We start from the raw sequence: 12,750 nt of genomic DNA on the forward strand, positions 1-12,750 counted from the left end.
CCGAATTAGGGAGTAGTTCCCAAGATGTCTATGACGAAGACCAGGGTGGAGCCGGAGGGTATGGTTCCCTTGTCTTGATTCCCATAGCCCAACTCTGGAGGAATGACCGCAACAATCTGCGACCCCACAGTTTGACCTTCAAGCGCCTGAGCAAAACCAGGAACAACACCGTTGAGGCTGAAGGTTGCAGGAGACTTACGTGTCCAGCTTGAATCAAAAACAGTTCCGTCACTCCACAGAACGCCGGTGTAGTGCACGGTAACCGAGCTTCCTGCCTTGACCACGGGTCCGTCACCCTTTTTGAGAACCTCAACCTTGAGCTCAGTAGGAGCCTTCGACTTGGGAACAGTGACTCCTGGAACACCGTTTGCGTCAAGAACTACTGCCGGAAAGCCGTCTTGGGCAGGCTGATCTTTACCATTAGCTTTTGCAAGGCTCGTTGAGATGAGGTCAGCAACAACGACAAGTGTTGTGTCCTTACCCAGATCACCAATAGGAGCACCATTGGGGTCAAGAAGGTCTGTCGGGGCAATGACTGAGACAATCTGACTTCCTGCAGGCGCACACTGGATCGTGGCAACAAGTCCGTGAATCAGGCTGGTGTCATCGAGCGAAGATGTCTGTAGATCAGTACCGTCATATTTGGTCTGGCCAAGAATGTCGCCGGTTTCACCGTTATAGATTGTGAAATCAAGGGTCACCGCTCCACCGGGAAGTGCTGGCGATCCATCTCCCTTGACCAGAATCTTTCGCTCAGTCTTGGATGCAGTGAGTGGAGTAGGGAACGTCGCAGTAGGAAGTTCGCCGAAACCACCAGTGACTTTGACCTTGTCTACTGCCGATCCTGATTCAGCTAGAGGGGTGCAGGAAGTGTCAGCGGCAGGGGAAGCGCAGGCACTCAAGCCTGCAACTAGGGCAATACTGACAAAAAGGGCAGAACTACGTCGCACAATTCCTCGCAAAAATCATTGTGAGGAAGAAATACCTCAACGAGAAATAGCCTATGTCGTGTTGTGCCTATTCAGCTGGCGACGAGCTGTCTGCTGCCTGGGAAAGTTCTGCACTTTCAGTCGCAGAGCGCACTCGTTTACGAAGACTCTTGGGACTAATCTCACGTCCACCAAGGACACCGGGAGTCCATGCTTCAAGATCTTCTGCGCTGAAATCGCTCTTGGAAGCACGGCGCTTGAGATCAGGAAGAACAGTGCCAGGAGCAAGTTTGCGAGCAGTGACCAAGAACGCAGTGTGTCCGATCATGCGGTGTTCTGGACGAACAGCTAATCCTTCAACGTGCCAACCGCGCACAATCGTCTCACTGGATTGAGGGTGAGAGAACTGTCCTGTTTCACGAAGAGCCTCCACAACCCGCGAAAGCTGGGTAACTGTGGCGACATACATCAGCACTACTCCACCTGGAACGAGAGCATCTGCCACCATGTCGACACATTCCCACGGGGCCAACATGTCAAGAACGACACGGTCTGCTTGTCCGGGCTCCACCGTCGAAGGCAGTGCGTCCTGAAGATCTCCTACAGTGACCGACCAGTTATCAGGGGTAAATCCATGAAAAGTAGAAACATTTGCTCTCGCGATCTCGGCAAATTCTTCACGGCGTTCAAATGAATATAAGAATCCTTGCGGACCAATGGCACGAAGCAACCACAGTGACAGTGCTCCGGAACCAACTCCGGCTTCAACGACGCGAGCACCGGGGAAAATATCGGCCTGACCCAAAATTGCCTGTGCTTCTTTAGGGTAAATAATGGCCGCACCACGAGGCATAGACATCACGAAATCAACGAGCAATGGGCGCATGACCAAATATTCAACGCCTGAGCTATTGAGAACCACCGAAGCATCGGGAAGACCAATGATGTCATCATGCTTCACCACACCACGATGGGTGTGAAACTCATCACCATGCTTGAGAGAGACAGTGTTGATCTTGCCCTTGGGGTCAGTGAGCTGACACCTATCTCCAGCACGGAAGGGACCAGGCATATAGCGAGGAGTTGTTTCGTGTGACATTAGTTCAGTCCTCGCTTAGCTGCATAAAGTTCAAAAATCTGCCCAGAAGTGACACCAACGAGCGTATCGAGTGTGACGTCGGTGGAAATATCTTCCAAAGAAACTAGATTTGTGACCCCCACCGTAACCGCCCCAGAAGAATAGGCAGATTGACATCCAGAGGGAGAATCCTCGAAGGCAACACATTTGGTGATGTCTACACCGAGTTTCTCAGCTCCCAGCAAGTAAGCCTCAGGGTCGGGTTTGGAGGTGATGACGTTATCTCCGGCAACTACCTCTGAGAGGGGAAGTCCGGGAATCATCGCCACTACGCTTCGAGCCATGCGCTCGATCGACATTGTGACGAGGGCCTGTGGAATACCGGCAACCTGAAATTGATGAATGAGCTCAACGGCACCCGGTCGCCACGGGACAGCCACCTCTAGTTGTTCTAAGACTCGGTTGGTCAAAGCTTGAATAATCTCATCAATGCTGAGCTTGACCCCATGCTGTTGAAGCTTTGCCGCTGTGAGGGGAAGCCCATTGCCGACAAGTTCTAAACCATCTTTGTGAGTCCACGTGCCACCGAATAGCTCAACGAGTTCAAGTTCAGCATTGATCCAATACTCCTCAGAATCCACAATGGTTCCGTCCATGTCCCACAAAATTGCTTCGGGCATAACAAATGAACTGGATTCAGAAGTACTCACCCTTCAAGACTACTTGTCAGTAGACCTGAGTATTCTTGTGAGTGAAGTAGAACGGGGTTCCCCACTGTGAGTAAAGCACGCAATCCATTCCGAGGACGACTTCTTGTTGTTGCGTTTGAAGGCTGGAATGACGCCGGTGAGGCTGCTAGTTCGGCTGTTACAACTCTGCAAGAACAACTTGATGTGATTGCTCTCCACACTGTTGATCCTGAAACGTATTACGACTTCCAGTTCAACCGTCCAACCATTGGTTTTGATGAAGAGGGCAACAGGGCTTTGACCTGGCCAACCTCCATCCTCTACGCACCAATGGTTCCGGCAGAACTTGATGAGTCAGTGTCCGAGGATCTACTTTTAGACGTGACCGGAGCAAACGCCAACAACATCTACCTTCTGCAGGGTGTTGAACCAAGTCGAAATTGGTTGACTTTTACTAACGAGATTCTTGACATCGCTCTCGCCGCAGACATCTCTGCAATTGTTCTTCTCGGTTCGATGCTCGCTGACGTTCCTCACACTCGCCCAATTTCTACTTTTGTCTCAAGTGAAAATGCGGCGGTACGACACGAGCTCGATGTTGAACGAAGCACGTATGAAGGACCGGTTGGAATCCTCAGTGTGATTGCTGCAGCGGCAGAGGAAGCGGATATTCCCACTGTGGCTATTTGGGCTTCAGTTCCTCACTATGTCCACCAGGGCCCCAGCCCCAAAGCAACTTTGGCTTTGATCGATAAGTTGGAAGAAATCGTTGACGTTGTCATCCCACGCGGTGAACTCGTGACTGAAGCAGCCGAATGGGAAGAAAACATCAACAAACTTGCTGCGGAAGACGAAGATATGTCTTCCTACATTGCACAGCTCGAGCAGGCACGAGACATGGTCGACTCCCCCGAAGCCACAGGCGAATCATTAGCTCAGGAATTCGAGCGATTCCTCAGAACAACAGATAAGCCTGACGGTGAGGGCACAGAACCTCCGACTGGTCTTTAGCCCTGGAGAACTCCTGTAGCAAGGAGTGCCAGTAGTGTTCCGCCCAACAGCAGTCTGTAAACCACGAATGGCCAGAAGCTGTGCTTACCGAGCCAGTTCATCAAGAACGCAATAACGCCGATACCGACGATAAAGGCAACGACTGTTGCGCCAAGAGTTTCAAAACCGTTGAAGACTTGAGGTTCCTTAAAGCTCTTAGCGAGTTGGTATAGACCACTTCCAAATACAGCGGGCAGTGCCAAGAGGAACGAATAACGAGCCGCCGCAGTCCGGGAGAAACCCATGAACAAACCTGCTGTAATTGTTCCGCCTGAGCGAGAAACTCCAGGGATCAACGCAAGGGCCTGAGCGAAACCAAAAACTATTCCTCGCCCTACCGTCAGCTGTTGCAAGCTCTTGGTTTTCTTCCCAACGACATCTGAAATACCAAGGAGGATGCCAAAGACAATGAGCATTGTGGCAACGATCCACAGAGAACGTAACGTCGTCTCAATCTCGTCTTGGAATACCAAACCCAACACGATGATGGGGATAGAACCTACGATGATCAGCCACCCCATACGTGCATCAGGATCGTTGCGGGGCATTTTTCCCACTAGCGCTAGGAACCAGTGCTTGACGATACGAACTAAGTCACGCCAGAAATAGACAACCACTGCGGCTTCGGTTCCCAACTGGGTTATCGCGGTAAACGTTGCACCAGGGTCGCCGCCGTGTGGAAGAAATTCACCAATGATACGAAGATGAGCAGAGCTAGAAACGGGGATGAACTCCGTAAGTCCTTGAACAAAACCAAGAAATAGTGCCTCGAAAAAACCCATAAACATGACACTAACTGCCCATTTCTTCATCACATCTGTGCCACGTGAACATTGACCATATTTGTTCGTGCTAATGTTGTCTCTCGGTGGTTAAACACCAACACCTGCGCGGGTGGCGGAATGGCAGACGCGCTAGCTTGAGGTGCTAGTGTCCGTAAGGACGTGGGGGTTCAAGTCCCCCTTCGCGCACAGAGAAAAGCCCCGGTCGTTGAGACCGGGGCTTCTTTGTTTGTTAATCTATGCCGAGACAAGTTCTTTCTCTGCAAGATCGGCTTTCCATGCCACAAGTTTGCGGACGGACTCACTCTTGTCTGAGGCAAGTAACTCCATGGTGTCTTGAGGAACAAAGTAGTTCACTGCAACCCAGCTGCGTACTTGCTCACTCTTGTCAGTGGCAAGGTGACGGAGAATGTCGCAGGGAGTGGTTTCATTGCGAGCAACACAGATACGAACGCCTTCGTTCTTATCTTTAGCCAAAGCCCACATCACCTCTTCTGGCACATGGTAGCTCAGAGCAACGCTCTCGCGAATCTTCGGGTTCTTATCTTTGGCCATGCTGCGCAAGCGATTGATTTTGCTTTCACCGAATTCAGGACCAAGGAACTTGGCTACAGCAGTCTCATTAAGTTTCTTGTCTGCTTTGAGGGCATCAAGCTGAGCACGCTGTGCTGGAGTGTTAAATCGAATGCAAGACATGTTGAAAATAGTACTGCTGACAAACCTTCAAGTAGTTATTGAAACACAACATCTAGGGTGTGTCGCGGAAAAATATCGAAGATATTGCTATTTTACGGGCGAAGAGATGCGGCGGCGCATCAAGTCAATACGTGCTTGCAACTGCGCAACTGTTGCCTGAGCCACTGCAGGTCCACCACAGGTTTGGCGAAGTTCGGTATGAATAATTCCATGAGGAGTATTCGTTTGCTTACTCCACAGCGCCACCAAAGAATTGAGCAGTGCGCGCTGTTCTTTCAAGCTGCGGTGTAGGGGTATTGACTTATTGACTGCAACGTCATTAGAACGGCCTGTGCCGCGTTGAGCTTGACGACGTTGGCGATGGCGCAGGAGATCCGAAATTTGTTCTGGCTCCAAGATGCCGGGAATTCCAATGAAGTCGAACTCTTCCGGTGAGCCCGGTTCTGCATAGCCGCCAAACTCTTCTCCCTGGAACATCACCATGTCAAAGTTGGCATCTGAACCGAGGAACGCATACTCCCCTAGATCTTCTTCAAGAGTGTCTGAGGCAGATTCTTCGCGCTGAGCTTGATCAAAGGCATCCATTTCTGGATATTCTTCGTCGCCAGGTGCTGCTCTTCTCTCTAAGGCGTGATCACGCTGAAGCTCTAGTTCCTGAGCAAGTTGCATGAGTTGTGGAACATTGGGGAGAAATACGGTTGCAGTTTCACCGCGGCGACGTGCTCGCACGAAACGGCCAATCGCTTGCGCAAAGTAGAGCGGTGTTGCAGCACTCGTGGCATAAACACCAACGGCCAATCGGGGAACATCAACACCTTCAGAAACCATGCGAACGGCAATCATCCACCTGGAAGTACCTGCTGAGAACTCGTCGATCTTCTGTCCGCTACCGGATTCATCACTGAGAACTACGGTTGGTTCCTCACCTGTGATTTCAAACAGAACTTTTGCATAGGCGCGGGCATCGTCTTGATCGGTAGCAATGACAAGCCCAGCAGCGTCGGGTATTGACTGCCTGACTTCAGTAAGCCGATTGTTTGCAGCTTGCATGACCTGGGGTATCCAGTCACCACCTGGATCTAAAGCAGCACGCCAAGCCTGGGAGGTCACGTCTTTGGTGTTGTCTTGGCCAAGACGAGCTTCCATCTCATCGCCGGCGCGAGTCCGCCAACGCATAGAACCGGCATAGACCATAAACATCACAGGTCGAACGACTCCGTCGTGGAGTGCTCGGCCATAGCCATAGTCATAATCAGTCTGAGAGACAAGAACGCCATCACGATCAGGCAAGTACGACACGAAAGGAATGGGGGCGGTGTCGCTTCGGAAGGGCGTCCCCGTCAAGGAAAGTCGTCTCTCAGCGCGGCTAAAGGCAACGCGGAGTGAATCACCCCAGCTCAACGCATCACCGCCATGATGAACTTCATCCATGATGACCAGAGTTCTGGCCGAATCAGTGAGATCTTGATGAATATGTGCCTTCATCGCAATCTGGGCATAGGTCACAGCAACCCCATGGAATTGACGACCATGGCGCTTCTGAGCGTTGCTGAAATTCGGGTCGAGGCGAATACCCACCTTATGAGCCGCGTCTGCCCATTGGGTCTTGAGGTGCTCGGTGGGAGTGACAACCGTAATGCGGTCAATAGTTCTCCGGCGCAACAGTTCTGTAGCTAGTCGAAGAGCGAATGTGGTCTTTCCCGCACCAGGTGTTGCTGCAGCGAGAAAATCCTTGGGTTCATTCTGGAAGTAGGCATCTAATGCCTCCGTTTGCCACGCACGAAGGTTGTCTGCTGTTCCCCAGGGCGCACGTGCCGGATATGCAGGAGGGAGGTGTTCTGCGGCGAACGAGCCAATATGCGTCTGTTCACCGGTCATGATGAACCAATACTAAGAAAGAAAGGGCTCAATGCCTGATCGGTCACTCGGTGAGTGCGTATAAAGCGACCGCGCTCGCCGAAGCAACGTTCAATGAATCCACACCATGCAACATAGGAATGGTGACGACGGTGTCACATGCCTCTAATGCTTGACGACTGAGGCCATCACCTTCAGAACCGAATACCAGAGCAATTTTCGAGGGAGGGTTGGACACAAACTCTCTGAGTAATACGGCATCATCAGAAAGCGCCATAGCTGCGATGTGAAAACCAGACTTATGAAGAATTTCACGTGCTTCTGGCCATTCAGGCAACCTCGTCCAGGGAACCTGGAGCACTGTGCCCATAGAAACACGCACAGAACGTCGATACAGCGGATCAGCACATCTGGGAGTGATGAGAACAGCATCAGCACCTAAACCTGCTACTGCACGGAATATCGCCCCCACGTTCGTGTGATCGACGATGTCTTCCAGCACAACGACGCGAGTGGCATTGGCTAGTAAATCTGGTGCTGAAGGAAGCTCTGGTCGCTGCATCGATGCGAGGGCACCACGGTGCATTTCAAAACCAGTCAATTCTTGAAGCAATACAGAACTTCCGACATAAATGATGCACTCAGGGAAATCTGCCACCAGAGGCTCAATGTCAGCTAGCCATTGTTCTTGCAGGAGAACCGAACGCGGAATGTGGCCAGCATTCACAGCGCGTTGAATGACCTTGCTCGACTCTGCGATGTAGAGGCCACGTTCAGGTTCAGTCACTTTGCGAAGTGCCACATCTGTCAGCGAGACATAATCCTGAAGACCGTTGTGTGAGAGATCAGTGATGCGAACAACGGAAGCCATGAGTTCAGTTTGGCAGTAACTCGAAACATGAACGAAACGAGAGTGTTTTATGCTTGCGGCCATGGCCGCAATTCTGGAGCACAACACTCATGTCGAAGGCATTGATTCTTTAGTTGAGCTCATTAATGGCCGCCGTGTTGCCGTACTCACAGGTGCAGGTGTATCCACGGACTCAGGGATTCCTGATTACCGCGGTAAGGGTGCCTCAAAGCGCACTCCCATGAACATCAGCGATTTCCTCTCCTCCCCCTCGTCTAGGCAGCGCTACTGGGCTGGTGCTCATGTTGGATGGAAGTCATTTTCTGATGCGCAACCCAACCAGGGGCATCTGGCACTCGCCGCCATGGAACAAGCCGGCATTATCGAAGGCGTTATTAGCCAAAATGTTGACGGGCTCCATCGCCGTGCTGGAAGTTCACATGTTGTTGATCTTCACGGCAGCTTGGATCGAGTTATTTGTCTCGATTGTGGTCAGCAGTTTGACCGCTCTGGTGTTGAAAAGAAACTCAGCTCGCTCAACCCCTGGCTTGATGAATTGAGCAATATTGTCCTTGCTCCAGATGGTGACGTGGAAGTGACCGACTACAGCTCAGTCGAGGTGCCTACGTGTTCTGTCTGTGACGGGATTCTTAAGCCGGACGTCGTGTTTTTCGGAGAATTTGTTCCACCGAAGATTTTTTCTGCAGCGACTGGATTAGTAAAACGTGCGGATGTTCTCCTCATTGCAGGATCCTCACTCGCTGTTAATTCGGGAATTCGCCTTCTTGACCAAGCAAGGCGTCAGCGTATGCCGATTATCATCATCAACCGAGGTGATACTAAAGGCGATAAGAAAGCTTCCATCAAGTTAGAAGCCGGAACAAGTGATGTCTTGAGTTCTTTAGCGGTGAGCTTAGGAGCGGGACACCTTTACGAGGACATCGAGTAAGTCTGCCGCTGACTTCTTCCAGCTAAACAACGAAGCTTGTTTTTTGCACAGTTCCGAAACTTCCGTCCATGTTGCCTCATGAGTGAGTGACGTAATGGCGTCAGCAAATGCTTGCGGATCTTTCACATTCGCAAATAGTGCTGCCTCTCCCCCAATTTCATGAAATATCGGGATATCTGAAACCACTACTGGTGTTCCTAAGCTCATTGCTTCAACCAAAGGAATACCGAAACCTTCGTCTTTAGAAGCACTGACTAAAGCTGTCGCATGGGTCAACAGGTCGAAATAGTCCTCATCCGTCGTTCCATTGTGGAAATGAATCTTGGCTTCTGGAGCGAGTGCACTCAATCGTTGACGATCCTGCTCGGAAATCCGGCTTGTGAGGTGCAGGGTGAAATCAGGAAGGAGAGCAACTGCTTTCACGAGCGTCTCCACGTTTTTGTAGGGCATGAACGAGCCCATATAGACCAGCGATTTTATGCGGCTAGCAGCCGGGTTTACGACGATGTCTGATTGTGGTTGATCAGCAGCATTGTGAACGACAAACACAGGCTTAGTAGTGAGCTTGTGATCATGAATGAGTTTCTTGGTTGTTTCTGACACAGCAACAACAGCATCACTATGAGCCAGCAACATCTTCTGAGGCCACCAGGCGGTGTGATACAGACGCCACATCAACCTAATCGGCCAGGAAAACTGACGCGGAGGGGTCGGGTGACTGTAATAAATCAAGTCGTGCACTGTCAGAACGAGTTTGTATCTGCGTCCTCGAGCACCAATCGTCTGCATGGGGCTGAAGACGATGTCGGGCGATAGTTTGTTGATCTGCGAGGCAACCAACGGTTCACGAGGACTTGTCGGTGAACTAATCAACTCGTAGCTAAGTTCTGGCAACATACCTAACTGTTTTTCATCACTAATGAGCATGATGAGCTCATCACCTCGTTGAGCAGCTAGAGGAGCGAGTTGCTCGACTAGGCGGGCACTAAATCGTGAAATCCCGTCGTGATGATCAGTGCGGACATAACGGCAATCAAAAGCAATTTTCACGATGCTGCCTTGAGGCCAAGAAAGTCTCGAATATTGCGTGCAGCAAAATCAGGAGCTTCGTAGTGAACCAGGTGTCCCACGCCTTCAACAATTTCAAGTCGTGTGCCAGGAATACGGGAAGCAAGTAGCTTCTGCTCAGGTAGTGCAGTGATGTCGTCTTTGTCAGCGACGAGCATCATCAGTTCCTGGTGAATATCTGGAGCAAATTGAGACACATCATTAGAAACAGATGTCTCAAACGCTTCAAGCACAGAGTCACGTGAGGCAAACAGGCTGAAGTATTGATCATGCTGTTCGTGAATCCATCGACGCAGATTGGGGTCTTTTGTCTTCGCCATCGTTTCACTCATGACACGCACAATGGCTTTGTTCTTGAGCAGGGCATAGCCAGATTTCGCAGGTAATGCTGCTGCGGCTTTGTAATAGAGGACCGCCAGACGAGTCATAAACCCTCGAGGACCCTTGAGAGCATTTGCCGCAATGGGGTTGATCAGAATGGCCCGCTTATTGGGAAGTCCAGAAGCAAGAGAAGCACCAACAACGATGGAACCGAATGAATGGCCAAGTATGACCGAACTCTCCGCGTTGAGTGTAGTGATGAAACCAGAAAGCCAATGGGCATAAGAATTGATGTCTGCTGGGCTCGGTAGTGCATCCGAAATGCCGAACCCGGGAAGATCAGGAATGATGACATGAACATCGGCGCCGAGTTCAGCAACAATCGGTTCCAAACCATGGTGATCGCCGCGAAATCCGTGAATCATGACCAGCTGAATTGGTGATGAAACATCTCCGTATTCCCAATAGTGGGTTGTAACTCCATCAACAACGACAGAAGCTTCGGCAGTGGGGATCACGGCGAGCTTATGGGCATAAGGAGATACAGCAGGCATTGCTTCAAGTGTAGGCGCACCGAGGCATAAGCCAGCTCATGTCGGGGGTTCAACCTAGAGTGATTTACGTGACCAACACTGGATTGCCCGAATGGGCCAACGTTATTGCCGTATTCGATACAGAGACGACAGGTATCGCTCCAGAAACGACCCGTATCGTTTCTGCTCATGTGAGCGTCCTCAACCCTTATGGCGAAGTGGAAGACCCCACCAACTGGCTCATTGACTGTGGAATTGATATTCCTGAGCAAGCAACCGCAGTTCATGGCATCACCACTGAGCGTATGCGTGCTGAAGGAGCTCCCGCTGCGGACAGTATCTATGAGATCTTGACCAAGATTCAGGGTTTCCTATCTTCAGGCATCGGTGTTGTGGCATACAACGCTGCTTATGACTTCACCATCTTGGACCGTGAAGCGAAGCGTTATGGTTTTGAACCGCTAGATGTTCCAGCCCCCATCATCGACCCACTCATTATTGACAAGCAGGTTGATAAATATCGCAAAGGTAAGCGCACTCTCGAAGCTGCTGCCGCCCATTACGGTGTTGCTCTAACAGATGCTCACGACGCTTCAGCGGATGCAATTGCAGCTGGCCGTGTTGCGCAAGCCATTGGAAAGAAATATGCCGCCGATCTGGCATACCCTGCTCGTGAACTACATGACCTACAGGTCACCTGGGCCAAAGAGCAGGCAGAAAGCTATGCGACCTGGCGTCGCAGCCAGAACCTTCCGGTTTATCCAGGTGATGGACTGTGGCCCGTGCGCTAAGCGCACTACGTTAACGAAGAAAGCCCGGTCAATGACCGGGCTTTCTTGTTGAATATGAAGCTTACTGACCGAAACCGGCGAAACGCTTGTTGAACTTCTCCACACGACCGGCGGAGTCCATGATGCGCTGCTTACCGGTGTAGAAGGGGTGAGAAGCGTTGGAAATTTCAACGTCAATGATGGGGTACTCGTTGCCGTCAGTCCACGTGGTGGTCTTTGAGCTGGTGAGAGTGGAACGGGTCAGGAACGACTCGCCCGAAGCAAGGTCGTGGAAGACGACGGGTGCGTACTCGGGGTGGATGTCAGACTTCATCAGGATTTTCCTTCAATAGGGACGTTGCTCAACACATGATGTGAGGAACAAAAGCTTGCGGCCATTCGCCTTGCGAACAAGGCCGACTCACAATGTTATCAGAAACTTAGAGACTTGCTTGTGCAGAGTATCGACCGTCGTTGTTGTAGACGGTTACCTTCACCCCAAAAACATCAGTGAGGTTCTCACTTGTCAAGGTTGAAGCGATAGGACCTGCGTATGCCGCTCCCCCGTCTTTCACCAGGAGAACGTGAGTAAATCCACGTGGAATTTCTTCCACATGGTGCGTCACCATGATGATGGCTGGAGCAGTGGGGTTGCCTGCAAAGTAACCGAGCATCTGCATAATCTCTTCACGAGAACCAAGATCGAGACCAGCTGTGGGTTCATCAAGAAGAAGAAGTTCAGGGTCAGTCATGATGGAGCGGGCAATTTGCATGCGCTTTGCTTCACCCTCTGACAAAGATACGAGTGTCCGATCCGACAGAGATTCAAGACGCCATTCAGCAAGCACACGACGAGCCCTGCGGATATCGAGGTCTTCGAATTGTTCCCCGCGACGTTCAGCAGCGGCATATGCAGCGGTGATGACTGCGTCTGAAACGGTCTCAGTGGGAGGAATCCTCTTTGACATGCTGGAGGATGCATAGCCAACACGTGGACGTAACCATTCTGGATCAGCGGTAGAGAGGTCCTCATCAAGAACAGTTACCTGCCCACTTGATGGAACATCCCACCCGGCAGCCATATCCAGCAGCGAAGTCTTTCCTGCACCGTTAGCGCCGAGAATAATCCAACGCTGATCGCTGGTTACCTCCCAGTTCAGGTTGTTGACAACGGTGTT

At 51.2% G+C, this 12,750-nt stretch carries 14 protein-coding genes and 1 tRNA gene; 4 read left to right on the forward strand and 11 right to left on the reverse strand.

The annotated features are described in order from the left end of the window. Positions 1-5: 5 nt before the first annotated feature. The 3 genes from RR877_RS03385 to RR877_RS03395 form a co-directional block, all read right to left on the reverse strand. Positions 6-950, reverse strand: a complete 945-nt coding sequence (locus RR877_RS03385; RefSeq protein ID WP_280796273.1) for an FKBP-type peptidyl-prolyl cis-trans isomerase — start codon at positions 948-950, stop codon at positions 6-8. A 67-nt stretch (positions 951-1,017) separates the two neighbouring features. Continuing rightward, positions 1,018-2,028, reverse strand: a complete 1,011-nt coding sequence (locus RR877_RS03390; protein WP_110233383.1) for a tRNA (adenine-N1)-methyltransferase — start codon at positions 2,026-2,028, stop codon at positions 1,018-1,020. Next, complete coding sequence (locus RR877_RS03395) at positions 2,028-2,717, reverse strand: HAD family phosphatase (RefSeq protein WP_280800357.1); 690 nt, start codon at positions 2,715-2,717, stop codon at positions 2,028-2,030. The genes RR877_RS03390 and RR877_RS03395 overlap by 1 nt, the downstream gene beginning before the upstream one ends. A gap of 66 nt (positions 2,718-2,783) precedes the next feature. Here RR877_RS03395 and RR877_RS03400 point away from each other — a divergent pair, with 66 nt between their 5' ends. After that, positions 2,784-3,707, forward strand: a complete 924-nt coding sequence (locus RR877_RS03400) for a PAC2 family protein (RefSeq protein ID WP_332618673.1) — start codon at positions 2,784-2,786, stop codon at positions 3,705-3,707. Here the strand turns inward: RR877_RS03400 and RR877_RS03405 are convergent. Next, positions 3,704-4,528, reverse strand: coding sequence for an undecaprenyl-diphosphate phosphatase (locus tag RR877_RS03405; RefSeq protein ID WP_332550460.1), 825 nt, complete (start codon positions 4,526-4,528; stop codon positions 3,704-3,706). The genes RR877_RS03400 and RR877_RS03405 overlap by 4 nt on opposite strands. Before the next feature lie 106 nt (positions 4,529-4,634). Between RR877_RS03405 and RR877_RS03410 the strand changes: the two genes are divergently transcribed. Then, positions 4,635-4,717 (forward strand) — tRNA-Leu (locus RR877_RS03410). Between the two features lie 48 nt (positions 4,718-4,765). Here RR877_RS03410 and RR877_RS03415 read toward each other — a convergent pair. The 3 genes from RR877_RS03415 to RR877_RS03425 form a co-directional block, all read right to left on the reverse strand. Continuing rightward, on the reverse strand, positions 4,766-5,224 hold the full coding sequence (locus tag RR877_RS03415) for a hypothetical protein (protein WP_110233391.1): 459 nt from the start codon (positions 5,222-5,224) through the stop codon (positions 4,766-4,768). An 87-nt stretch (positions 5,225-5,311) separates the two neighbouring features. After that, positions 5,312-7,102 carry a DEAD/DEAH box helicase gene (locus tag RR877_RS03420; RefSeq protein ID WP_332550461.1) on the reverse strand — a complete coding sequence of 597 codons (1,791 nt, stop codon included), beginning with the start codon at positions 7,100-7,102 and terminating at the stop codon, positions 5,312-5,314. A 43-nt stretch (positions 7,103-7,145) separates the two neighbouring features. After that, the gene (locus RR877_RS03425) at positions 7,146-7,952 is read right to left on the reverse strand and encodes an RNA methyltransferase (protein WP_332627710.1); all 807 of its coding nucleotides are present in this window, start codon (positions 7,950-7,952) and stop codon (positions 7,146-7,148) included. Between the two features lie 61 nt (positions 7,953-8,013). On the opposite strand from RR877_RS03425, the gene RR877_RS03430 reads away from it, so the two are divergent. Then, on the forward strand, positions 8,014-8,880 hold the full coding sequence (locus tag RR877_RS03430; RefSeq protein ID WP_332550463.1) for a Sir2 family NAD-dependent protein deacetylase: 867 nt from the start codon (positions 8,014-8,016) through the stop codon (positions 8,878-8,880). On the opposite strand, the gene RR877_RS03435 is transcribed toward RR877_RS03430, so the two are convergent. Together RR877_RS03435 and RR877_RS03440 are read right to left on the reverse strand one after the other, a co-directional pair. After that, positions 8,845-9,930 carry a glycosyltransferase family 1 protein gene (locus RR877_RS03435; RefSeq protein ID WP_332550464.1) on the reverse strand — a complete coding sequence of 362 codons (1,086 nt, stop codon included), beginning with the start codon at positions 9,928-9,930 and terminating at the stop codon, positions 8,845-8,847. The two genes, RR877_RS03430 and RR877_RS03435, sit on opposite strands and share 36 nt — an antisense overlap. Then, positions 9,927-10,823, reverse strand: a complete 897-nt coding sequence (locus RR877_RS03440; RefSeq protein ID WP_332550465.1) for an alpha/beta hydrolase — start codon at positions 10,821-10,823, stop codon at positions 9,927-9,929. Before RR877_RS03440 ends, RR877_RS03435 begins: the two co-directional genes overlap by 4 nt. Positions 10,824-10,891: 68 nt before the next feature. On the opposite strand from RR877_RS03440, the gene RR877_RS03445 reads away from it, so the two are divergent. Next, entirely contained in the window at positions 10,892-11,593 is a 702-nt protein-coding gene (locus RR877_RS03445; protein ID WP_332618672.1) for a 3'-5' exonuclease, read from the forward strand. Between the two features lie 61 nt (positions 11,594-11,654). Here RR877_RS03445 and RR877_RS03450 read toward each other — a convergent pair whose 3' ends face one another. After that, on the reverse strand, positions 11,655-11,906 hold the full coding sequence (locus tag RR877_RS03450; RefSeq protein WP_110233403.1) for a type B 50S ribosomal protein L31: 252 nt from the start codon (positions 11,904-11,906) through the stop codon (positions 11,655-11,657). A gap of 106 nt (positions 11,907-12,012) precedes the next feature. Then, a partial coding sequence (locus RR877_RS03455) for an ATP-binding cassette domain-containing protein (RefSeq protein WP_332627712.1) occupies positions 12,013-12,750 on the reverse strand: 738 nt, incomplete at its 5' end.

Source organism: Aurantimicrobium sp. (assembly GCF_036667855.1).
Lineage (GTDB): Bacteria > Actinomycetota > Actinomycetes > Actinomycetales > Microbacteriaceae > Aurantimicrobium.